Source organism: Accumulibacter sp. (assembly GCF_036625275.1).
Lineage (GTDB): Bacteria > Pseudomonadota > Gammaproteobacteria > Burkholderiales > Rhodocyclaceae > Accumulibacter.
Window position 1 is genome coordinate 1 of record NZ_JAZKUD010000001.1, and the last position, 22,121, is coordinate 22,121.

18 protein-coding genes and 5 pseudogenes are annotated in these 22,121 nt (G+C 62.5%); 10 read left to right on the top strand and 13 right to left on the bottom strand.

Going from position 1 to position 22,121, the window contains the following annotated elements; all coding sequences use genetic code 11:
• A pseudogene (locus V5B39_RS00005) lies at positions 1-216 on the top strand (hypothetical protein); the annotation flags it as partial.
• Here V5B39_RS00005 and V5B39_RS00010 read toward each other — a convergent pair.
• Entirely contained in the window at positions 197-343 is a 147-nt protein-coding gene (locus tag V5B39_RS00010; RefSeq protein ID WP_332340375.1) for a hypothetical protein, read from the bottom strand. The pseudogene V5B39_RS00005 and the gene V5B39_RS00010 sit on opposite strands and share 20 nt — an antisense overlap.
• Between V5B39_RS00010 and V5B39_RS00015 the strand changes: the two genes are divergently transcribed.
• Positions 327-806 carry a hypothetical protein gene (locus tag V5B39_RS00015; protein WP_332340377.1) on the top strand — a complete coding sequence of 160 codons (480 nt, stop codon included), beginning with the start codon at positions 327-329 and terminating at the stop codon, positions 804-806. The two genes, V5B39_RS00010 and V5B39_RS00015, sit on opposite strands and share 17 nt — an antisense overlap.
• Here V5B39_RS00015 and V5B39_RS00020 read toward each other — a convergent pair.
• Positions 761-1,471 carry an RNA ligase family protein gene (locus tag V5B39_RS00020; protein ID WP_332340379.1) on the bottom strand — a complete coding sequence of 237 codons (711 nt, stop codon included), beginning with the start codon at positions 1,469-1,471 and terminating at the stop codon, positions 761-763. The two genes, V5B39_RS00015 and V5B39_RS00020, sit on opposite strands and share 46 nt — an antisense overlap.
• 506 nt (positions 1,472-1,977) lie before the next feature.
• Between V5B39_RS00020 and tnpC the strand changes: the two genes are divergently transcribed.
• Positions 1,978-3,360: an IS66 family transposase gene (gene tnpC, locus V5B39_RS00025; RefSeq protein WP_332340381.1), complete on the top strand. Its 1,383-nt coding sequence runs from the start codon at positions 1,978-1,980 to the stop codon at positions 3,358-3,360.
• A 335-nt stretch (positions 3,361-3,695) separates the two neighbouring features.
• Here tnpC and V5B39_RS00030 read toward each other — a convergent pair whose 3' ends face one another.
• Genes V5B39_RS00030 through rng form a run of 3 tightly spaced genes read right to left on the bottom strand, consistent with a single transcriptional unit; the run spans position 3,696 to position 7,731 of the window.
• Positions 3,696-5,345, bottom strand: coding sequence for a DUF3696 domain-containing protein (locus V5B39_RS00030; protein ID WP_332340383.1), 1,650 nt, complete (start codon positions 5,343-5,345; stop codon positions 3,696-3,698).
• A 1-nt stretch (position 5,346) separates the two neighbouring features.
• Positions 5,347-6,219: a DUF1998 domain-containing protein gene (locus V5B39_RS00035; protein WP_332340385.1), complete on the bottom strand. Its 873-nt coding sequence runs from the start codon at positions 6,217-6,219 to the stop codon at positions 5,347-5,349.
• 57 nt (positions 6,220-6,276) lie between these two features.
• Positions 6,277-7,731, bottom strand: a complete 1,455-nt coding sequence (gene rng, locus V5B39_RS00040) for a ribonuclease G (protein WP_332340387.1) — start codon at positions 7,729-7,731, stop codon at positions 6,277-6,279.
• Positions 7,732-7,814: 83 nt separating this feature from the next.
• On the opposite strand from rng, the gene yegQ reads away from it, so the two are divergent.
• Positions 7,815-9,140 (top strand): tRNA 5-hydroxyuridine modification protein YegQ, encoded by a 1,326-nt coding sequence (gene yegQ / locus V5B39_RS00045; protein WP_332340389.1) that lies wholly within the window; start codon positions 7,815-7,817, stop codon positions 9,138-9,140.
• Positions 9,141-9,147: 7 nt separating this feature from the next.
• Complete coding sequence (locus tag V5B39_RS00050) at positions 9,148-10,260, top strand: hypothetical protein (protein ID WP_332340391.1); 1,113 nt, start codon at positions 9,148-9,150, stop codon at positions 10,258-10,260.
• Positions 10,261-10,630: 370 nt separating this feature from the next.
• Here the strand turns inward: V5B39_RS00050 and V5B39_RS00055 are convergent.
• A pseudogene (locus V5B39_RS00055) lies at positions 10,631-10,924 on the bottom strand (FAD-dependent oxidoreductase); the annotation flags it as partial.
• 178 nt (positions 10,925-11,102) lie between these two features.
• Positions 11,103-12,329: a PEP-CTERM sorting domain-containing protein gene (locus V5B39_RS00060; protein ID WP_332340394.1), complete on the bottom strand. Its 1,227-nt coding sequence runs from the start codon at positions 12,327-12,329 to the stop codon at positions 11,103-11,105.
• Between the two features lie 206 nt (positions 12,330-12,535).
• On the opposite strand from V5B39_RS00060, the pseudogene V5B39_RS00065 reads away from it, so the two are divergent.
• Positions 12,536-12,667, top strand: a pseudogene (locus V5B39_RS00065) (transposase); the annotation flags it as partial.
• Positions 12,668-12,843: 176 nt separating this feature from the next.
• Positions 12,844-13,239: a hypothetical protein gene (locus V5B39_RS00070; protein WP_332340396.1), complete on the top strand. Its 396-nt coding sequence runs from the start codon at positions 12,844-12,846 to the stop codon at positions 13,237-13,239.
• Between the two features lie 38 nt (positions 13,240-13,277).
• Here the strand turns inward: V5B39_RS00070 and V5B39_RS00075 are convergent, their stop codons facing one another.
• The 5 genes and pseudogenes from V5B39_RS00075 to V5B39_RS00095 form a co-directional block, all read right to left on the bottom strand.
• Positions 13,278-14,213: a CysB family HTH-type transcriptional regulator gene (locus tag V5B39_RS00075; RefSeq protein WP_332340397.1), complete on the bottom strand. Its 936-nt coding sequence runs from the start codon at positions 14,211-14,213 to the stop codon at positions 13,278-13,280.
• A 7-nt stretch (positions 14,214-14,220) separates the two neighbouring features.
• On the bottom strand, positions 14,221-15,288 hold the full coding sequence (locus V5B39_RS00080; RefSeq protein WP_332340399.1) for a sulfate/molybdate ABC transporter ATP-binding protein: 1,068 nt from the start codon (positions 15,286-15,288) through the stop codon (positions 14,221-14,223).
• A gap of 3 nt (positions 15,289-15,291) precedes the next feature.
• Positions 15,292-16,183: pseudogene (gene cysW / locus V5B39_RS00085) on the bottom strand (sulfate ABC transporter permease subunit CysW).
• A gap of 1 nt (position 16,184) precedes the next feature.
• The gene (gene cysT, locus V5B39_RS00090; protein WP_332340401.1) at positions 16,185-17,021 is read right to left on the bottom strand and encodes a sulfate ABC transporter permease subunit CysT; all 837 of its coding nucleotides are present in this window, start codon (positions 17,019-17,021) and stop codon (positions 16,185-16,187) included.
• Positions 17,022-17,198: 177 nt separating this feature from the next.
• On the bottom strand, positions 17,199-18,209 hold the full coding sequence (locus V5B39_RS00095) for a sulfate ABC transporter substrate-binding protein (protein WP_332340403.1): 1,011 nt from the start codon (positions 18,207-18,209) through the stop codon (positions 17,199-17,201).
• A 191-nt stretch (positions 18,210-18,400) separates the two neighbouring features.
• Between V5B39_RS00095 and V5B39_RS00100 the strand changes: the two genes are divergently transcribed.
• Positions 18,401-18,976, top strand: a complete 576-nt coding sequence (locus tag V5B39_RS00100) for a DUF4337 domain-containing protein (RefSeq protein ID WP_332340405.1) — start codon at positions 18,401-18,403, stop codon at positions 18,974-18,976.
• Between the two features lie 36 nt (positions 18,977-19,012).
• Positions 19,013-20,503 carry a metallophosphoesterase gene (locus V5B39_RS00105; RefSeq protein ID WP_332340407.1) on the top strand — a complete coding sequence of 497 codons (1,491 nt, stop codon included), beginning with the start codon at positions 19,013-19,015 and terminating at the stop codon, positions 20,501-20,503.
• Between the two features lie 39 nt (positions 20,504-20,542).
• On the opposite strand, the gene V5B39_RS00110 is transcribed toward V5B39_RS00105, so the two are convergent.
• On the bottom strand, positions 20,543-21,709 hold the full coding sequence (locus V5B39_RS00110; protein WP_332340409.1) for a GNAT family N-acetyltransferase: 1,167 nt from the start codon (positions 21,707-21,709) through the stop codon (positions 20,543-20,545).
• A 121-nt stretch (positions 21,710-21,830) separates the two neighbouring features.
• Between V5B39_RS00110 and V5B39_RS00115 the strand changes: the two are divergent.
• Positions 21,831-22,085: pseudogene (locus V5B39_RS00115) on the top strand (ISAs1 family transposase); the annotation flags it as partial.
• Between the last annotated feature and the right edge of the window lie 36 nt (positions 22,086-22,121).

Consider the following 22,121-nt stretch of genomic DNA (forward strand, 5'->3'; position numbering starts at 1 on the left):
ATGGCCATTCCGGACGAGACGTGGGGCGTCGTGGCCGAACTGACTGTCGTCGAATTCGCTGCCCTCTTGAAAGAGTGGGCGGGCTACGCCCGACTGGCGGCCTACAAGAAGCCCCCCCGTGGCCCCAGGAAGCCCCACCCACCCCGCGAAAGGTGCGGCAAGATCAAGCATGTAGCCACCTCTCGCCTTCTACTCGTCAGGCGGCCCGCAGGCTGAGAAAAACACCCGCAAAGGGTTGGTTGTAGAAACCCATGCTCACCAGCGCGTCGAAGGCGGGTCGGAAGGTGGGCAATCCGGCGGCGTTGACCAGCGCCAGGCGATCCGGGGTGCTGACCGGAAACACCTCTTCGCTGGTCTTTTCCGGAACCCCCCCCGGACATCAGAAAGCTGGGGCCGACATCCGGCGCGCCGATCGCACACTCTTCTCGCTGGACCTCGAAACCACTCGCCGGGCGGGCGCCGACATTGAAGGCGTAGTAGCCGTCGCGGCCATCCGGCAGCCGGAAATCCAGTCGGATTCCAAAATGTGTCGGGTGGCCGCCGGAACGACGCCTCACCTCGGACAAGCCACCGCGCACCTGCAGTGCGTTTTCCAGGGAGCCCTGCAAAGCGTCTTTGACGAAGTGCAGAACATCCAAAAAGTTGCCCTTGCTCGAGCCGTTGGCACCCACCAGATACGAAACAGACCCGAGTTCCACATCGCACGCTGCGATGCTCCTGTAATTCTTCGCCCGAACGCGGCAGATGAAAACGGTGTTTTTCATGATTCGGTCCAAAGATCATTAGGGGGCATGCCTTCGAGTTGATTCCAGGCCATTGTGCGGCCCCGCCAGTGGCTCTCGATCTGCTGCGTGAACTCAGCCCGGACCAGCTTGGCACGCTGGTGCAGCCAAAGCTCGTCCTCCACCCGGATCACCACACCCTCCATGGGTCCGTCGCGGTATCGGCTGCGATGCTTGCTCAGCAGGCTCTTCAATCCCGGCAGATCGGCCGAACCATCCATTAGCGCGGGTATCGCTGGCAGGCCCAGGCAGTGCGCCCAGTCGTCGCGGCGGCGGGTGCACCAGAAGCGGCCCTCGCGCCGGTCATAAACATCGAACACCAGCCACCAGTCGGGTAGCGCCGTATAGTCCAGCGAATGCCGTGCTGCGCACCACTCGCCAAACGCGATCAGATGCGTATCCAGGGCGTCGAACAGGGCATCCTCATGGGCGGTCAGCCACGGCCCCAGGCGGGCGAACTGGCCGCCGAAGGGTGGACGCAGGAACTGCCCCCGGTTCTGCGCCCGCACGTGGCCGTCGCCGCCGACCGACAGCCCCAGGTTGGCACCATCGAGCTTTTCCTCCACCACGACGTCGGTGCTGAGCAGCGCCCTCGCCTCGGCCGCTGACAACACCTTGTCATCGCGCGGTTCACCCGTGCCGAGCCAGGCGAGATGCGGAGTGTGGGGAAAACGGAAGAAGTCGGTCATGGGCGATCCGGCAGCTCGGGGACCGGTTGCTTCGGGAACTTGGACGCATAAAACCGCAGCACGTCCGCGCGGCAAAGGAACTCCACCTTGACGCCATGTGCCGCGAGTTGCGGCCACCAAGCCAGCCACTTGCAGTCGGCGGCCTGCCAGACCGGCGGTTTGTCCGGGTGCGCATGGGCAACGGCGGCGAACTTGCGATCAGGCGCGTCGAACTGCGGCTGCGTAACTGTTCACACCCCCTCAACAATTTGCGCGACAGCGTGAAGTTGTATGTCATAATGCGCGGAACTTAACGACGACACGACGCGATGCACCTGCGCAAGCACGACCTTCTGCAAATGAACGACGAGTGGCTGAAGAAGCTACCGGCGGAGCGATTGCTGGAGGTGTCGAAGCGTCTGCTGGACGACGTCAAAGAGTGACATGATCGGCTGAACCAAAACCCGGACAACAGTTCGCGCCCGCGCACCAGCCAAGCCCCTTGGGAGAGAGCCAGCGACGCGGAGGTGAGCCGGGATTCGCCAAGCGAGAGCGACACATCAGAGGCGGATGAAGGGGAGAGGGAAAGCGGGGAGGTAACGGAAGAGACGGCCAAATCGGAAGTGAAGTCCCCCTCAGCGCCGAAGACGGCAAAGAAGAAGGCAGGCAAGCAGCTTGGCAGCCAGGGCTTTGGCCGCACCCAGAAACTGACGGTCACCGCCACTTGCGAGCACCGACCGGAGAACTGTGCGGCGTGTGCGTTAGCGCTGGCGGCGGATGCCAAGTCAGAGGCTTACACGGGCTGGGACGAAATTGACATTGCGCCGCAGGTCGACGGCACGATCGGGCTGCTGTTCAGTGTGACGCGTCACCTTCTGCTGGAAGTCGTCTGCTCCTGCGGCCATGTCAGCCGTGCGCAACCTTGGCGGGCGCCGCCGGACGGCCAGTGGGAGAAGGTCGAACTGGGCGAGTGGCGTCTGGTGGGTCCCCAGTTGGCCGGACTCCTCGTTTTCCTCGGGCTGCGTATGCGGCTGTCGCGGGGGCGTATTCGCGAGGGGCTGATGGAATGGTTCGGCCTGATGCTGAGCACCGGCGTGATCGACGAGACGATCCGGGAAGCGGGGCGCGCCAGTTTCCCGTTGGAGGACGTGTTGGTGGCCGACATCGTGCAGGCACCGCCACTGAATGTGGATGAAACGCCGTGGAAGGAATCCGGCCTGCTGCTGTGGCTGTGGGCTTTGGTCACCACCCACACGGTGCTGTTCCTCATTGGCCCGCGCAGCGCGGAAATGCTGGAGAATGCCTTGCAAGACGGCTTCTACGGCATTCTCATCAGCGATGGCTACGGGGTCTACCGCGCCTGGAAAAACCGCCTGCGCTGTTGGCCGCATCTGATGCGCAAGTTGCGAGGCCTGGCCGAATCGAGCGACCGACGGGTGTCCGGGGTCGGCAAAGAGATGGAAGGCCTCATGGAAACGCTGATGGCCGCCATCTACGCGGCCCGGATTGATCCGCCGCCGGAAGGGCTGCCGTTACGCTACGCCGCCGACATCGAACGGCTGCGGCACCTGTGCGAGGCGCATCGGATGGATGACCACAAGGGGCTGCGCAGCGTCGTGCGCGAATTCCTCTACGACTGGGAAGTGATCCTCCGCCCGGTCGCCGAGCCCCATCTGCCACTCTCCAATAACGCTGCCGAACAGGCGCTACGTCATTGGGTGATTGCGCGCCACATCAGCCACGGTACCCGCTCCGAAGCGGGGTCTCGCGCCTTCGCGCTCCTGGCCAGCGTCATCGAAACCTGCCGCCGTCGTGGGGCCTCCTCCTGGCGCTACCTCGGCACCGTCATCGCCGCCGCGCGCAAGGGCTTGCCGCTCCCTCCGCTCCCAGCCATCCCGGCAGCAGCATAGGGGGAGTGAACGATTACGCGGCTGCAGCGCGGCATCAGGAAATTCGGCAAATGCATCAGGCTGTGTCTCGGTGATCGCGATGCGATGAACGCGCTTGTCATTGGCGAGGTTTTGCAGCAGCCATTTGAGAAATGCGTCGCCCACGCCCTTGGGTTGGTTCGGACGCGTCTTGTGCTGGTACTCCTTCAGGATTCTGAAACCATCGTCGATCACCACCACGCCTGCCTTCTGGCGCGCCAGAAGCTTGCTGACGCACTCGGCACGGCATGTTGCAGACACGTCCTGATGACTCCCGTTGGCTACCAACAATACGTTGGTGTCGATCACCACAGCGTTCACGAACCTTCCCCATCGGCGATGGCGGCCTGTCGGTGCATTGCCGCCATCGTGCGCGCCGCGATGTCACCCATCTCGTCGCCGAAGAAGTTTTCGGGCCAGTTCTCGATCTCGCCGAACATGTTCAGGCGCAACTCCTCCATTTCTGCCGCCGCTCCCTTGCGATTGACGAAATAGATCGCCACGTCGCTGGCATCGATCACCTGTTCGGCCACGCGCCGCTGCAGCCGCGTCAGGAAGTGTTCCGAATGGGTTTCGACGATCAACTGCATGTTGCGCGGCGCGCCGTCCTCGTAGGACTTCACCGCACTGACGAACACGTCTGCCAGGTTGGACTGCGCCATCGGGTGCAGGTGAATCTCCGGCTGCTCCATCCACACCGTCGAACCAGGCGGTGCGTAAAAAGCCTGCACCAGTGCCGGCAAGACCTGCGACACCCCAAAGCCCACGTCGGTCAGCCGGACCTCGGGCGACTTCGGATGCGTCTTCACCAGCACTTCATATTCCTTGCGTCCCTTGGCGACCGGTCGAACGGCGAAGCTGTCGATGACGCCGAGGTCGGCCAGCCAGCGCGCGATGAACTCGTCGAACCGTTGGACACGTTGTCTATGCCCACGATTAAGTTTTCGCTCCTGCGCAGTTGCAGCCAGCAGCGCGGGAATGGCGTATTGACCCTGTGCCCCCACGTCCGGGAGGGTGTCCCCCGACCATTGATAGCTGCGGCGCGGCGGCTGACGGAGCGGTCCAAGGAAGTACAACTGTTCCAGCACACGCTCGGTCTGTAGCGCGAAGTCGGCCAGAAAGTCCGCGTTCTGGTAGCGCAGCAGGGTACGGTCGGAGAAACGGTAGAACTTTTCCGGCGGCTCGACCGGCCATCCTCGGTCGACCGCACGGACCAGCTTCAGCGGAGAACATTCGAGCTTCGCCTGTGACGTGCCGCGCGCATGCTCGACGGAGAGAACCCCGTTTTGCCGATCAAACAATTCGTACTTGAATGCTGCGGTCTGTGGCTGCTCGGCTTTGTCGGCGCGCAGAGTGCTTGAAAGCCGGAGTTCGTCGCCACGATAAATCTGCTTGGAATCCAAAGCGTTCTTCACGGTCAGCACCGAAGGCAGGCGCCAGCGCAGCGAGAATTCAAGCGATTGCGTCAAATCGTGGGCATATAGACAGTCAACGAAAGTGCCCAGATCAATCAACGAATTCTCGTCGCCCAGATGCAGGGCGCGCTTGCGGTCGGCGAGGGCAACGGTCTGTTTCAATGCAATCAAGAGGTGACCTAAGCTGGACTTGCCGGAGCTGTTGGCACCGAAGATCACGGTCAGCGGCGCCAGGCGAATCGGCCCGGTGTCCTGCCATGCCTTGAAGTTCTTGATCTGCAGCTGGGTCAGCATTTCGCCATCTCCATGGGAATTGTCATGTTGAGTTCGTCCCAGGCTTCGAGCACCAGCCGCCGCGTGCGGTACTCGCCGTAGGCGTGGATTTCTCCTTCCCTGACTGAGCACGCGGAAAGTTTCGGAGGGGTAGTCGGCGCCCATCACTTCGGCCGGGTCTAGGAGGTAGCGCAGTTCGGTGAGGTTTGCATGATCTTCGTCGGATTTTCCGGCCAGGAACCACTTGATGGCCACGCTGGCATCGACGACGACAATCATGTCATTGCCGGCCGGATTCCCGTGCAGCGCGAAATTCCGCGTCAGTGACGGCGGGAGCGTGCTTTCTGCGCTCCAGAATGCGTTGGCCAGCGGCCTCGCTTCGCTGCCGGCTGCGTGCCCGCTCGACGGCTTCCCGCATCAGGTCGGCGATGATGGCGCTCTTGTTCTGGCCCTGAAAGGTCTCGTTGAAGACCCGCTTCACTTCTTCCGGGACGCTGAAGTTGACGGTACTCATCGGGAGCCTCAATTGTTGAAGATTTCCACAATTGTCGACGGGGTTGCGGCAGAAGGTCAATCCCGATCTTACGTGTGCGGGCCGTCGATGAAGACCGCCAACGGGTATTCGTCGTAGAAGAAGTCTGCGCAGGTCTGCGCCGAGGCGATGGTGTGCTGCCCACGGTCGGGCGGTGGCCATGTTGCCCGACATAAGCCAGCCAGCATGCTCCAGCGAACTGCCTGCCGTGCGCGCCAGCTCGGCGCTGTGCTGCTTGGGCGCACGCCCGTGCGTGCCGAGCTTGGCTTCAGACTGCGTCAGGCGGCACAACATCCCGAGCACCAGGCCACCAGCCTCCTTGTCCTGTCGGTCGATGAGCGGGTGGTCAGGCTGGTTGTAGTAGGAAAGCAGGCATTTGTAGCAGCCGGCTTCGCAGAGGGGCTGGCCGTCGTCGCCCAACTCGTCGTCGAGCGCCGCCCTGACCCACGACTGTCCTCCGGCTGGGCGCTTGAAGTGCATGATTTCCAGCGCCTCGGCAGCCACGGTCGCCAGTGCGCTGGACTCGGTCGCGAGGCGGGTCAGGACGCCGGCACCGCCCTCGGCAGCTTCATAAAACAGGATCGATGGCCGGTTGTCACGCGTCGGCAAGGGCTCGGCCATCAGCTCGCTCTCTTCGAGCTGTGGTGTTCGCACTCCGTGGCGGGACGCACTAAAAGCTCACATCAGCACGATGTCGTATTGCTCCTGCGAGTAGCTGGGCTCCGCCTGAAGTGAAATCGGTTTGCCGATGAAGTCGGAGAGCATGGCCAGACCCTGCGACTCTTCGTCGAGAAAGCGGTCGATCACCGCCTGGTTGCCGAGCACGCGATATTCGCGCGCGTTGAACTGACGGGCTTCGCGCAGCAGTTCGCGCAGGATTTCGTAACACACGGTGCGCGCCGTCTTGACCTCGCCACGCCCGCCACAGGTCGGGCATTCCTCACACAACACATGCGCGAGCGACTCGCGCGTCCGTTTGCGGGTCATCTCGACCAGTCCAAGCGCGGTGAAGCCATTGACCGTCAGACGCGTATGGTCGCGCGCCAGGGCCTTGTTGAACTCGCTGAGGACCGCCGTGCGGTGCTCTTCGTTCTCCATGTCGATGAAGTCGATAATGATGATGCCGCCCAGGTTGCGCAGGCGCAGTTGGCGCGCGATCGTCTGTGCGGCTTCGAGATTGGTCTTGAAAATGGTGTCGTCGAAGTTGCGGACGCCGACGAAACCGCCGGTATTGACGTCGATGGTGGTCATGGCCTCGGTTTGATCGATGATCAGGTACCCCCCGGATTTCAGATCGACGCGGCGGGCGAGGGCTTTCTGCAATTCTTCTTCCACGCCATACAGGTCGAACAGCGGCCGTTCACCAACGTAGTGCTCCAGCAAGGGGGCGACCGTCGGGGTGTACTCGGCGGCAAAATTGGTGAGCCGCTGGAAGTTTTCGCGCGAATCGATGACGATACGTGCCGTCTCGGGGTTGACGAAATCGCGCAGTACCCGCTGTGCCAGCGACAATTCCTGGTAGAGCAGAGAAGGGGGAGCGGCGGTGGTCGATTGCGTCAGGATGTCACGCCAGAGTTTGCGCAGGTACTCGATGTCCTTGGCGAGTTCGGCCTCGCTCGCGCTCTCGGCCATGGTTCGGACGATGAAGCCACCGGCCTCGTCGCCGGGTACCAGGCGACCCAGTTTCTCGCGCAGCGCTTCACGTTCGGACTCTCGCTCGATGCGCTGCGAAATTCCGATGTGCTTGTCCTGCGGCAGGTAGACCAGCATCCGTCCGGCGATCGACACCTGCGTAGACAGGCGTGCGCCCTTGCTGCCCATCGGGTCCTTGATCACCTGCACCAGAATGCTTTGCCCTTCGAACAACAGGCGCTCGATCGGTCGCAGCGGTTCGTCGCTCGGACGCGGCTCGCGAATGTCGGCAACGTGCAGAAATGCGGTACGGCCGAGGCCGATGTCGATGAACGCCGATTGCATGCCTGGCAGGATGCGAACAATGCGTCCCACGTAGATATTGCCAACGAAGCCACGACTGGCGCTGCGTTCGATGTGCAGTTCCTGCACGACGCCCTGATGCATGACGGCGACGCGCGTTTCCTGCGGGGTAAAGTTGATCAGGATCTCTTCGGACATGGTGGGGCAATCTGGAGAATGGGAGCAGGAATGGGAGTAACATGGCGGTTTGCCACATTCTACCCGTGCCGAAGCTCTCCCGGATGCCCGCAGTCCTGAACGCTCCCGAATTGCTCGCGCCCGCAGGGTCGCTGGCGATGCTGCGCGCCGCCCTGGCTTTCGGTGCCGACGCGGTCTATGCCGGCCAGCCGCGCTACAGCCTGCGGGTGCGCAACAACGACTTCGGAGACCTCGCCACACTCGGCACCGCCATCGGCGAGGCACACGCCGCCGGCAGCAAATTCTATGTGGTCAGCAACGTCCTGCCGCACAATCGCAAGGTCCACAGTTACCTGGCCGACATGGCGCCGGTCATCGCACTTCGGCCTGACGCCCTGATCATGGCCGACCCCGGTCTGATCGACCTGGTGCGCGAGACCTGGCCGCAGATGCCGGTGCATCTCTCGGTACAGGCCAATACCGTCAACTTTGCGGCGGTGCGTTTCTGGCAAAAGCTCGGCATCGGGCGGGTCATCCTGGCACGCGAGCTGTCGCTCGACGAAGTCGCCGAGATTCGTCAGCAATGTCCCGACATCGAACTCGAAGTCTTTGTCCACGGTGCGCTCTGTGTCGCCTATTCAGGGCGATGCCTGCTTTCCGGATACTTCAACCATCGTGACCCCAATCAGGGCACCTGTACCAACTCGTGTCGCTGGGATTATCGACTTCAGGCAGGCGAAGTGGATGCGGCGGGCGATGTCCATGCCACCGGTTCGCCACAACCACCCAATTCACCCCATGCACGATCAGGCGATCGCGTCTGGCTGCTCGAGGAGAAGGCGCGGCCGGGCGAACTGATGCCGGTCGACGAGGATGAGCACGGGACCTATCTCATGAACTCGAAGGATCTGCGGGCCGTCGAGCATGTCCAGCGTCTGACCGAGATCGGTGTCGACTCGCTGAAAATCGAGGGGCGCACCAAGTCGCCCTACTATGTGGCGCGTACCGCGCAGGTCTATCGTCGTGCCATCGATGATGCCGTCGCCGGGCGGCCGTTCGACCCCGGACTGCTTGGCGAACTGGAAGGTCTGGCCAATCGCGGCTACACCGACGGTTTCTACCAGCGTCACCACGAACACGAGAGGCAGAATTACCTGCGCGGCCATTCCGAATCGGGACGCAGTCTCTATGTCGGCGACGTACTGGCGTGGGACGCAGCGCGCCAGTTGGCGCTGATCGAGGTGAAGAATCGCTTTTCGGTGGGCGATCGCCTCGAGATCATCCATCCCACGGGCAACCGCCAACTGGCTCTGGAGCGAATGCAGCACATCGATGGCGCCGAAATTCGCGTCGCCCCCGGCAATGGCCATCGCGTGTGGATTCCACTGCCGGCCGAATTGCCCGGAGCGTTGCTGGCACGCTTCGTCTGATTCGGCCATGATGCCGGACCTCCACCTCTTCGTCGACATCTCGGCACACGGCTTCGGCCACCTGGCGCAAGCGGCGCCGGTGCTCAACTGCCTGGCGCGGCAACTGCCGGAGCTGCGCATCACCGTCCGCAGTGCGCTGCCCACTGCTCGACTGCAAGCCCGCCTGGTGGCTCCTTTCAGGCATCTGGCGGAGAGCAGCGATTTCGGTTATGTGATGTACGACGCGATGCGCGTCGACCTCGATGCAACGGCCCGTGCCTACTGCACCCAGCATGCCGACTGGGAAGCTCGTGTGGACCGTGAAGCGCGCCTGCTCGCCGAACTGCAACCCCGACTGGTGTTCAGCGATGTCGCCTACCTGCCGCTGGCGGGTGCCAAACGCGCCGGCATTCCCGCACTGGCCATGTGTTCCCTCAACTGGGCCGGGCTGTTTGCTCACTTTTTTGCCAATCAGCCTTGGGCAGAGCCGATTCTTGAGCAGATGCTGGTCGCGTACCACGGCGCCGAGTGCTTCCTGCGGCTGACTCCCGGCATGGCCATGACCGAATTGTCACGGGTACGTCCCATCGGTCCGGTCGCCGATCTCGGCAACGACTGCCGCCAGGCCGTGCGGGCGCAACTACGCTGCGCCCGTGACGAGCGACTGGTCCTGATCGCCTTCGGCGGTGTCAGCCAGCAACTACCGATCGCCAACTGGCCGCGCATCGCCGGCGTGCGCTGGCTGATTCCGCAAGACTGGCAGGTGGCACACCCGAATGCCAGTAACTTCGAGCCGCTTGACCGACCCATGACTGATCTCCTGTGCGCGGTTGACGCGGTGATCGCCAAACCTGGTTACGGCACATTCACCGAAGCCGCCTGCAACGGTACACCGATTCTTTATGTGCGCAGGCACGACTGGCCCGAACAGGATTGCCTGATCGACTGGCTGCACAGGCACGCCCGGTGCCGCGAAATCAGCACGGCGGACCTGCTGGCCGGCCATCTCCGGGAAGCGCTGGCGAGTGTGTGGCAGCAAGCTGCTCCAGCGCTGCCTTTGCCGTCGGGTACTGACGAGGCGGCTGCCGCACTGCTGCCGTGGCTGACGAGGTGCTGCGGGAATGGCTGCCGGAAGGCATGACCGTGACCCAAGCCGTGGGCTAGCAGAAGATCCGTCAAAGCAACGGCGACTTTGGCGATACCGTGCCGCTCGGCAAGTTCGGTCGCTCGCGACCACAGATCTTCCGGAATGCGAGAACTGCGCGAGAGGGTGCTCCGCCATTACTATGGAAGTCGTGAGCGACTCTCGAATCTCCCCTCCCCCTCGCGGGGGAGGGGTCGGGGAGAGGGAAACGGTCATGACTTTCATCATCGGGGGTATCTTGCAAAGTCATGACCGTTTGGCTAGGGCGGCCGCGGCATCGGCCAGCTACGGGTCGGACAAGGAGCGGGACGGCGGCATCGGGAGAGTCAATACCGGTCTACCACGCGACCAGACCGCCGCAGCGTTCCTGCGCTGCCGGGGTGGCGACGATCAGCTTGCCACAGCGCCGGCGGCTGATGCCGTGTGTAGCGCAGAACCCGTAGAGTTTTTGCCGGCCAGTAATGCATAGCGCTGCCTTGAGCGAGCCTGTCGGGTAATACAGCCCGGCGTGGATCCCCTCGCTGTTGCGGGCGCTGGTTTCGCTGCCGAAGGTGTCGTTGCGTTCGAGAATCACGGTCTCGATACCCCGCCGTGCCAGCGCGCGGGTACAGGCCAGGCCGACCACACCGGCCCCGATGACGACCGCGGCAACGTTTTCCATGGCGCTCTCTCCGTAATCGATCCTGTCTCCCTGCAGGGGTGGCATAGTCAGGCTGCTTAGAAGCTTCTGTTGTATCGCTACTTCGTCAAGGTTATGGTGGAGACTCGCCTATCATAGCCGCAAAAAAACGCGACCTCATCGAGGTCGCGCCCAATCGTCCTTGCCCTGTTTTCCTGGATCAGAGCGCCTCTCGCTCAAGCGGCGACTTGCGTCGGCGGCTCATGAAGCCCGCAAGCGTAAAGCCTGCAGCGAGCAGGGCCAAGGTTTGTGGCTCGGGAATTACGCTCCCAACAATGGCCGTTCCCATGAAAAGCTGCTCATAGCCATTATTCAAGCAGGTGCCGTTGCCGTTGGCATACGCGGAAGACATCCAGGGCGACACACCCGGTGGCGAGCTGGTGATCGTGGTGTCGTAGCAGCCCATGCGGACGTCCAGGTGCAACGTGTAGTTGGCCAAAGCGGCATCGGTCACAGTGCTGAACAGACCTGCCAACGCGGCGTTCAGTTCCGGTACGATGACAGAGTAGGCGACGTGGTCCGCACCCAGATTGTGGTTGATCGGAGCCGAGATCGTCGTGCCGCCGACCGCAGTCGGATCGGAGCCACAGGGCACCGGCACCGGTAGCGGCAGGATGCCACCCGTCGCCACGCAATATTGCCCGCCAGCCATGAGAAAATCCGTTGTGCCTGGCGCTACTGAGGACGGGTTGCTGGCGCCCGCTCCTGGCGCTGTGTAGGTGGTCGGATCACCCAGGAAGGTCCCACCTCCACCCTGCGTGGTGAGGTCGTACTTGCTGTCGTCGTTGGTCAACTCATACGCGACCCCGACATTGTTGCCGCCTGCGTCGGTGATCCAGATCCTCGCCCATATGGCCAGGGTCTGGTCCGCAGCACCACCGGAATTCACCTGGTTGTTGTTGAAGAAGAACACCATCTGGTCACTGCCGAGGATACCCTTCAGCGCCGAGAGCGACGCGTCCCAAGTGTTGGCGCCGTTGTTGGCGATCGAAGCGCCGTTGGCATTCGGGGTGTTCAGGTTCCCTGCATTGGGATAAAAATAAGGCAGCCCCGCGTTCGGCGTCTCATAGGCGTTGTCCACGCCCGGAACGTTTTCCGTGACGGGTTTGCCAGTCGCTCCGGTGGCAATCACCGTCAGGTCTTTAATTGCCCCGGGAGTCGAGCTGATTGCATACGGGCCCGTGTTCGTGTTGAAACCGAACTGGTAATTGGCAACCGGCATCGAGTACACCAATGCGTCCCCGTGCTGAATGTAGCCTAAGCCTGTCAAGTCGATATTCGCGGCCTGTACGCCAGACACCACCAACGAGCTGAGCGCAAACACTGTACCCGCCTTCCGAATTGCGCTTGGGCGATATCCTCTCTTCTTCATACCATTCTGCTTCATTTCAGATTTCCTCCCGATGAGATTGGTGACAATTGAAGCCATGATCGAGCGGCAATTCTAGGAAATGCTGACACCTTGATAGCTCAGCAACGCTGCAAGCAATGTTCATGCCAGTTTGTTCATTTATTTTATATAATGAAATAATCTTTTTTTTGAGTTAAACCAATTGTCGCGAACTGTAAAATTTTCCGACAGTCCCGCTTGCGCCAGGACGGGAGGGGCACATTGGGGTTACGGCTCAAGACAATCGCCGGTTCGTCGAGGCGGTGCTGTATCGGTATAAAACGGGCATCCCCTGGCGAGACTTGCCCGAGCATTTCGGGGACTTCCGCGCGACCGCGCAGTTGGCGTCCGTTTCCCAGCAGGACACCGCGGGTCTCTCGGCAATCGCCTGCAGGGTGGGGTGACACCGGCCTTCCACAGGCTCTATGGATTTCAAATGGCGGAACCTGGGTACCGGCGACCCATCCTCCTTCGGCAGGGTCATGCGTCAGTACAGCCCCGATTGCACTTGATGGGACTGAATGTATCGAATCGACAGATTGCCCACGAATTGGGGTTGAATGAAAGCGATAGCCAGCAGATGGCGGATTTGCTGCGTCAGGGTGTCTTCAAACGTCGATCCGTGGTACGCCTGGAAGGCGAAGTGGCGTGTGACGAGGTCTATGGAATTACCGGACACCAGGGGCGGCCGGACAAGATCGAAGGGCGTAAAGCGCGACGCAATCGGCTCAAGGGGGCCTGCGGGCGGGGCACCTTGGCGAAGGAAAAGCCGCCGATCTTCGGGATGATTCAACGGAATGGGGAAGTGCGGATCGAGAGGCTGGAGAATGTACAACGGCTGACGATACGAGCATTGATCAAGCATAAAGTGGTCTCCGAAGCCAAGACAAAAATTAGCTCGGTTTAAGCAGCGCTTTCAACTGCGGTACAAGACAGTGCCGCGAGTTATTCATTACCATTCTGCTTCTGAATGACTGCCCTGAGGTTGTCTTCCCCGATTTCCGGGCAGACTTTTTCGATGAACGCCAGCGCATAGCTGCGCAGATAGGTGCCGCGGCGCACTGCCAGGCGGGTGGTGCTTTCCGGGAACAGGTGCGGCACCGGGATCAGTGTCAGGTTGCGGTCCTTGAAGCCGTCGTAGGCCATCGACGCAATGATGCCCACGCCGAGGTCGAGTTCGACATAGGTCTTGATCACATCGGCATCAATCGCCGAAAGCACGATGTCCGGCACGACGCCCGCGTCGGCAAAGGCTTTGTCGATATGCGTCCGGCCGGTAAAGCCCTCATGATAGGTGATAATCGGATACTCGCCGATCAACTCCAGCGTCAGATCCCTGACCTTCAGGAGGGGATGGCCGTAGGGAACGATCACCGCGTGGTACCAGCGATAGAACGGGAAGGTCGCCAATTCCGGAACCTGGTCGAGTCGTTCGGTGGCGATGCCGACATCGGCTTCGCCCGTCACGAGTTTTTCGGCGATGTCCACCGGACTGCCCTGGTGCAGGGCGAGATGGACGCGCGGGTAGTCGGTCTTGAACCACTTGATGATCTGCGGCAGCGCGTAACGCGCCTGCGTGTGCGTGGTCGCGACGACAAAGTGACCGGTTTCCCGGCTCGCGAACTGGTCGGCGATACGGCGCAGGTTATGGGTGTCGAGCAGAATACGGTTCACCACCTCAGCAAGTTCCTTGCCTGGCTCGGTCAGTCCCAGCAGACGCTTGCCGCGGCGCACGAAAATCTCGATGCCGAGTTCGTCCTCGAGATCCTTGATGTGCTTGCTGACTCCCGGTTGCGACGTGTACAGGGCATTGGCCACTTCGGTCAGGTTGAAGTCCTGGCGAACGGTCTCGCGAATGATGCGCAGTTGTTGAAAATTCATCCCGTCCTCAAGCCGCCCGGGCTTCCTCCGAGAAAACGCGGATGTGGCGCGGGCGCAGCGATACCGGGTCACCCTCCGCGAGACCGAGCAGGTGGAAGGTCTCGCGGGCGAGGCTGACCTCGATCAGTTCGCCGTCCGCGCGGCTCAGTTCGATCTGTGCGCTCGGTCCAACCGAGACGACGCGAACGATTCTGGCCGGCAAGCCACCCCCCACTTCCCAACCCGGTAGCAGATCGAACTCGTGCGGGCGAACGAAAGCCACCGCCTGGCCGTTGCTGCCGTCGGTCGAGCCGAGGGCCAGCGCGTCATCGCCGACATGCAGGTGCCCATTTTCCACACGGCCGTGGAACAGATTGACCGACCCGAGGAAGTTGGCGACGAAAGGCGTCGCCGGATGGTCGTAGACCGACTCCGGCGTCCCAATCTGTTCGACCTGGCCCTTGTTGATCACCACTACCCGGTCGGAGACCTCCAGGGCCTCCTCCTGATCGTGCGTGACGAAGACGCTGGTGACGTGGATTTCGTCGTGCAACTGCCGCAGCCAGCGCCGCAATTCCTTGCGCACCTTGGCGTCGAGGGCACCGAAAGGCTCGTCGAGGAGCAACACCTTGGGCTCGACCGCCAGAGCGCGCGCCAGGGCAATCCGCTGGCGCTGGCCGCCGGAAAGCTGTGACGGATAACGATCCGCGAGCCAATCGAGTTGCACGAGTTCGAGCAGGCGCTTGACCCGCCGTTTGATTTCGGCTTCGCTGGGACGCAGTCGCCGCGGCTTGACGCGCAGGCCGAAGGCGACATTATCGGCAACGCTCATGTGGCGGAACAAGGCGTAGTGCTGGAAGACGAAGCCCACGTGCCGGTCACGGACGTGGCGGGCCGATGCGTCGTCGCCTTCGAGCAGGATCTGACCCTGGTCGGCGAAGTCAAGACCGGCGATGATCCGCAGCAGCGTGGTCTTGCCGCAGCCGGAGGGTCCGAGCAGGGCGACCAGCTCGCCTGAAGGGATATCGATCGAAACGTTGTCGAGGGCCTTGAAGGCTCCGAACTGCTTGCTGATGTGACGAATCGCAATACTCATCAATCATTCTCCGGAAGGGGTGCCGATGTCCTGCAATGGGCGACGTGTCTGACGTTCGACCAGCGTCTTCAGGCCCAGGGTGACGATCGCCAGAACGGCCAGCAGGGAGGCCACGGCAAAGGCTGCGGCGTAGTTGTATTCGTTGTAGAGAATCTCGACGTGCAGGGGCAGGGTGTTGGTCTGGCCGCGGATGTGCCCGGAAACCACCGATACCGCCCCGAACTCGCCCATCGCGCGCGTTGCAGAGGATGACGCCGTACAGCAGCCCCCACTTGATGTTCGGCAGCGTGGTGTATCGGAAGACCTGCCAGCCGGACGCGCCGAGAACGACGGCGGCCTCCTCTTCCTCGTTCCCCTGCGCTTCCATCAACGGAATCAGTTCGCGGGCGACAAACGGAAAGGTGACGAAGATCGTCGCCAGAACGATGCCCGGCACGGCGAAAATGATCTTGATGTCGTGTTCGTAGAACCAGGGGCCAAGCCAGCCTTGCGCGCCGAACATCAGCACGTAGATCAGACCCGAGACCACCGGCGATACCGAAAAGGGCAGGTCGATCAGGGTGATCAGCACGCGCTTGCCGCGAAACTCGAACTTGGCAATGGCCCAGGAAGCGGCCAATCCGAACACCAGGTTCAGCGGCACGGCGATCACCGCGACCAGCAAGGTGAGCTTGATCGCCGACCAGGCGTCGGGGTTGACCATGGCGTCGAAATACGCGCCCCAGCCCTTGCGCAGACCTTCGGCGAAAACCGCGCCCAAGGGCAACAGCAGGAAGACGCTGAAGAAAGTCAGCGCGATGCTGACCAGAACCACCTTGACCCAGGCCGGTTCGCGGGTGCTGGCGGTTTCCTGGCGCTCCAGGCTGCCCGCAGGCAGTGCAATACTCGCGCTCATTTCAGTCTCCCCTGGCGTAGCGGTTCTGCATCCATCCTTGCAGGCCGTTGATGATCAGCAGGAGGACGAAGGAGATGATCAACATCACCGAAGCCACGGCGGTGGCACCGGCGTAGTCGTACTGCTCCAGTTTGGTGATGATCATCAGTGGGGTGATTTCGGAGACCATCGGTACGTTGCCGGCGATAAAAATGACCGAGCCGTATTCCCCGACCGCCCGCGCAAAGGCCATCGCGAAGCCGGTCAGCAAGGCGGGCGCGATGTGCGGCAGGATGATCTTGCAGAAGGTCTGCCAGCGCGAGGCGCCGAGACCGGCGGCGGCTTCCTCGACTTCCCTTTCGAGGTCGGCGAGCACCGGCTGCACCGTACGCACGACAAACGGCTGACCGATGAATACCAGCGCCAGCAGCACACCCTTGGGGGTATAGGCAATCTCGACACCCAGGGGCTCGAGCAGCTTGCCGACCAAACCGTTCTGCGAATGGATCGTCGCCAGGGCGATGCCCGCCACCGCTGTCGGCAACGCGAAAGGCAGATCGACCAGCGAATCGACCAAGCCCTTGCCGGGAAAGCGGTAGCGCACCAGAACCCAGGCAAAGATCAGACCGAAGACGACGTTGATGCCCGCCGCCAGCAAGGAAGCGCCGAAGCTCAATTGATACGAGGCCAGCACGCGCGGACTGCTCACCGCAGACCAGAAAGCTTCCCAGCCGAGGGTCAGCGTCTTGGCGCCGACTGCCGTGAGCGGAATGACGACGATGATGGCCAGGTAGACCAGGGTGTAGCCCATTGCCAGACCAAAGCCCGGCAATGGGCTGAATCGCCTCAGGCGGGTCATGTGCGACTCCCGAAAAACACTTGGATCATTCTTAACTCCTGCTGCGACGCAACATGACATGCCGCTAGTCTACGGTCAGGCAGGTTATGAAGAGAAATACTCAAATGTGAGAACGTAATGCCTTTTTGTAATAAGGCCGGACTGGACGCCAGTATCCTCGGCCCCGTCGTCGAGGGCTCAGCGTTTGCCGCCAGGGACGTAAATCTGGTCGAAGATGCCGCCATCGGAGAAGTGGGTCTTCTGGGCGTTGCGCCATCCACCAAAGGTGTCGTCGATGGTCACCAGGTTGACCTTGCCGAACTGCCGGGCGTACCTCGCCGCGATCTTGGCGTCGCGCGGGCGGTAGTAGTGCCTGGCGGCGATGTCCTGGCCTTCGGGGGAATACAGGTATTCGAGGTAGGCCTGCGCGACCTTGCGCGTGGCGCGCTTGTCGACCACCTTGTCGACGACCGACACCGGCGGCTCGGCGAGGATCGACAGCGACGGCGTGACGATCTCGAACTTGTCCGGACCAAGTTCCTTGATCGCCAGATAGGCTTCGTTCTCCCAGGCGATCAGGACATCGCCGATGCCCCGCTCGACAAAGGTGGTGGTCGAGCCGCGCGCGCCGGAATCGAGAACCTTGACGTTGCCGTAGATCTGGCCAACAAATTCACGGGCTTTTGCTTCATTCCCCCCGGGCTGTTTCAGTGCGTACGCCCAGGCTGCTAGATAATTCCAGCGTGCGCCGCCGGAAGTCTTGGGGTTGGGGGTGATGATCGAGACGCCGGGCCTGATCAGATCGTTCCAGTCCCTGATAGCCTTGGGGTTGCCCTTGCGGACCAGGAAGACGATCGTCGACGTGTAGGGCGCAGCATTGTGGGGCAGCCGTTTCTGCCAGTCGACCGGCACGATGCCCTTGTCGGCAATGGCGTCGATGTCGTAGGCCAGCGCCAGGGTGACCACGTCCGCGTCGATGCCGTCAATCACCGATCGGGCCTGCTTGCCCGAACCGCCGTGTGACGTATTGACCTTGACAGTGTCGCCGGTCTTCCCCCGCCAATGTTTGGCAAAAGCGGCGTTGAAGTCCTGGTACAACTCGCGGGTCGGGTCGTAGGAGACGTTGAGGATGGCCTGGTCGGCAGCGACGGCGCTGCCGACCAGCAGGGTGCCGACCAGCAGGCCGGCCAGCAGGCATTTGAACTTCATGGGAACTCCGTTCGATCAGGGGACGGGACAGAGTCTAGAAAAGTGCCGCCGCCCGGCCAACGAATCTTTGCTTATTAGCTTATAGGGTCTGGCCTCCGTTCCAGGCTTCCAGGCGCCGCGCACGATCGAAGCCGGCCTGGTGTACAATTCGCGGCCGCACCGCAACACCCACCGCAGCAAGGAGAAACTTAATGTCTGGTCAAGGATTTCATGTACACGGCCCGCACGATCACGAGGTCGAGCACGTCGCTCAACATGGTGGCGATCACTTCACCTCGCGCGTTGCCGTTCTCACCGCCGTGCTGTCCACCATCGGCGCCATTTTCGGCTACCTCGGCGGGCACTCGCAGAATGCCGCCCTGCTTTACAAGAACGAGGCCGCGATCCAGAAAACCGCGGCGTCGAATCAGTGGAACTACTATCAGGCCAAGAGCAACAAACAGAACCTTGCCGAGCTGTCGATTACCCTGACGAGCGGTGAAGCGCGCGAGAAATACGTCCAGGAAGTCGAGCGCTACAAGAAGGAAAAGCAGGAGATCAAGGCCGAGGCCGACAAGCTCGAAGCCGTCGCCAAAGCGGCCGACCAGAAAAGCGAACTCGAAATGCACGTGCATGAGCGCTGGGCGCTGGCCACTACGCTGCTCCAGGTCGCCATCGCGATGGCCGCGATCACCCTGCTGACGCGCAAGCGCTGGATGCTGTTCGGCGTTTATGGCGCCACTGCGCTTGGCCTGCTTGCCGGGGCCGCAGGTTATCTGCACCTCTGATCAACGAACGCTGCCGATTTGCGACGAGAGCCCGTGATGCCCATCCTGCCTCAGACGTCATCAGAAACTCCCCTCCGTGCCGGCGTACTGCTGCTTGCGGCCGTCGGACTGCTGGCGGGCTGTGCCGGCCAGCCGGTCAGCCATGGCACGTCGATCAGCCGCTGGACGCAACTCGGTGCGCAGGACACGATCAGCCTGCGAGCCATCGTCGCGGCTGCCGACACCTGCCCGACGGCGATCGTCGACGGCCGTGCCCAACCCTTGCTGCCGCGTAGCCGGGCAACGCCACCGCATACCCCGGCGCGTGACAACCCCGCGTTCGAGCCCGACTTCGCGGTGGTCTCGTGCGAACTCGATTTACCCCGGTCGGCGCGCCAGGCAAGCATCGATGGACACGCCATGCCAATGCCCGGCGCCGATCCTCCCCGGCGCATCGTCGTGATCGGTGACACCGGCTGCCGGGTCAAGGTCCCCGCCGATGCACCGGGGGACCCGATCCAGGACTGCAGCAGCCCGACGGATTGGCCCTGGTCGCGAATTGCACTGGCCGCGGCCCGCACGCAACCCGATCTGGTGATTCACCTCGGCGACTACCATTACCGCGAATACTGCAAGCAGCCTGCGCTCTGCTCGCCACTCCGGGAGAACGACGTTGTCGTCGGCTACGACTGGGCTGGCTGGCATGCCGATTTCTTCGCCCCGGCCACCCCGCTGCTGGCGGCAGCAGCGTGGGTCACGGTGCGCGGCAACCATGAGGACTGTGACCGCGGCGGCGAAGGCTGGATGCGCTTCCTCTCGCCGCTCCCTTACCAGGCCTGCCCCGACCAGCGCTTCAAGACCGGCAGCCAATCGGTACTGGCCAACAATCTGACCGCCGACGCCTACCGCATCGATCTCGGCGGCAAACTGACACTGGTCGTCGCCGACAACGCCGGCCACGAGGACTATCGCCCGGCCACGCCGCAGGAAGTGGCGATTTTTGCACGTACGCTGAGCGCGCTGACGACACTGCCGGCACTTCCGCAGGCGTCTCCGGTCTGGCTGCTGCTGCACCGGCCGATCTGGTACGACGGGCTTGACGCGGCAGCACCGCCCAACGCGCTGCAGACCGCCCTCGCCGGCAAGCTGCCGGCAAACGTGCAGTTCGTCTTCGCAGGCCATCAGCACGCTTTCCAGACGATCAATTTTGCTCATGCAGCCGACCCGGTCCACTATCCGGCGGGCCGGCCGGCGCAGGTGGTGATCGGCGCCAGCGGCACCCAGCTCGAAGCGCTCGATCCCGAGTCACCCGTCTACGAAGGGAAAGTCGGCCCCGGCGGCATGGAAAGGGCACACCCCGACGGCAGGCTCTACGATGGCGTCGTTGCCAGCAGCGGCATCTTTCTCAACCGCTACAGTTTCCTGCTGCTCGAACTTGACGATAGTGGCTGGGTAGGGACGCTGCTCGACGCCGACGGGAAAACGATCAGCCGCTGCCGTCTCAACGGCGAACGCAAGGAAATCGCCTGCAGTTTTCCCGGTGCCTGAGTCCTTGCTGCATGGGGCAGGGCGGAGCCTCCGGTCGTGTCAGTCCGGCGCAGTGTCGCACCGGAACGGCAGGTGCATGGCCGCTGCATCACGGTACTCGGCAACCGCTTCACTTTGCCGTGCCAGGTGACGGCTGAGTAGCTGGCGCATCTGCGGATCGCTGATCCAGTGCGCCGAATGCACGATGGTCGGCGTGAAGCCTCGTGCGAGCTTGTGTTCGCCACCGGCCCCCGGTTCGAAACGCCGCAGTCCCTCGCGCAGGCAATAAGCGATTCCCTGGTAGAAACAGAGTTCGAAATGCAGGCTGTGGTAGTGGCCGGAGCCTCCCCAGTAACGGCCGTAGAGCGCTTCGTCACTGCGAAAACACAGCGCGATGGCGACCGGCACGCCGGCATCGCGGGCAATGAAGGCGACCATCCGCCGCCCCAGCGCCGCGGCCAGATCGGCGAAGCAGGCCGCCGAAAAGGCGGCGTGATTGTTGAATCTCTCGAAGGTGCTGGCGTAGAGCGCGTGCAGCAGCGGCCATTCGGCCGCCTCGATCTGATCGCCATGGCGGGTCTCGATCGACAGGCCACTTTCTGCCACGCGTCGCCGTTCTGCCCTGACCTTGCGGCGCTTGGCGGCACTGAAAGTCGACAGATAACCGTCGAAATCGCCGCAGCCGGGGTCGACCCAGTGAAACTGCACATCATCGCTGATCAATAGACCTTCATTCTGCAGCAGATTGATTTCGTCATCGCCGGGCAGTGCGACATGCCACGAAGAAGCTCCAGCGTGCTTGCTCAGCTGTTGCGCGCCATCGACCAGAGCCTGCCGGATGGCAGTGGCGTCTGGCCCATCGGCGACCAGCAAGCGCGGGCCGGCAACCGGCGTGTGCGGCACGCAGCTCATCAGTTTGGGGTAGTACTCGCGGCCGAGTTGCCGGTAAGCCGCCGCCCACGACCAGTCGTAGATGAAGTCGCCATGCGAATGGGTCTTGACGTACAGCGGCAGCAGACCGACGATCGTGTTGCCGGCGTCGCTCGCCACGAGATGGCAAGGGGTCCATCCCCAGGGGCGAGCCGCCGCCCCGTGCTGCTCGATGATCGCCAGAAAATCGGCGTTCAGGAAAGGGTGTCCGGGCGGGCAAAGGCGGGTCCATGCCGCGCGCGGAATCGCGTCGGCAGAAGCTGCACGGCTGATCGAGATGGGCAAGAGGGGAGACAAGCAGCGGTTTCCGCAATCGTTAAGGCATCGTCATGATTGTACACGGCCATCGCATCAGTGCCGAAGTCGTATCCTTTCGGAAATGGTCGTTGACCCTCGGGCAGTGACGAAGGGGCGAGGGAAAGAGAAACTGGATGGGCTACGGAAGTCTTTGCAACTGGAGTCGGGTATCCCGTGCCATGACACGTTCGGCCGCGTCTTCGCGGCGATTGATCCCGACGAGTTGGGGGCGGCGTTCCTGCGCTGGGTGGGCCAGGTCATGCCGATCTTGACGTCAGGGGAAGTCGTCGCGATCGACGGCAAGACGAGTCGTCGATCAGGAAAGGTGGGGGGTACGCCGTTGCATCTGGTCAGCGCGTTTGCCGCCCAGGCGGGTTGGCGACCAGCCTGACTGCCTGCACGCCCCCGAGCG